General features: G+C 71.3%; 1 protein-coding gene. It reads left to right on the top strand.

Annotated features, from left to right (window positions below; genetic code table 11):
• The coding region (gene upp, locus I5G_RS11980) for a uracil phosphoribosyltransferase (RefSeq protein ID WP_026095879.1) at nucleotides 1-480 on the top strand (480 nt) is incomplete at its 5' end.
• Between the last annotated feature and the right edge of the window lie 26 nt (nucleotides 481-506).

Below are 506 nucleotides of genomic sequence, written 5' to 3' on the forward strand. Positions count from 1 at the left end.
ATCGAGATCCAGACGCCCGTCACGACGACGCAGGGCGTGAAGATCAGCGAGCCGCGTCCGATCGTGGTGCCGATCCTGCGCGCGGGCCTCGGGATGCTCGAGGGCATGGTGAAGCTCCTCCCCACCGCGGAGGTGGGGTTCCTCGGCATGATCCGCGACGAGGAGACGCTGCAGCCGTCGACGTACGCCGAGCGCCTGCCCGACGACCTCAGCGACCGCCAGTGCTTCGTGCTCGACCCGATGCTCGCCACCGGCGGCTCGCTCGGTGCGGCGATCAAGTTCCTGTTCAACCGCGGCGCCCAGGACGTCACGGCGATCTGCCTGCTCGGCGCTCCCGAGGGTGTTGCGGCGATCGAGAAGCAGGTCGAGGGACACGACGTCACGCTGGTGCTGGGCGCCCTCGACGAGCGCCTGAACGAGAAGGGCTACATCGTGCCCGGCCTCGGCGACGCGGGCGACCGCCTGTACGGCACGGCCTGACGCCGCGCGGCCCCCCCCCCCGCCCT

It is taken from the genome of Microbacterium sp. B19 (assembly GCF_000333395.1).
Taxonomy (GTDB): domain Bacteria; phylum Actinomycetota; class Actinomycetes; order Actinomycetales; family Microbacteriaceae; genus Microbacterium.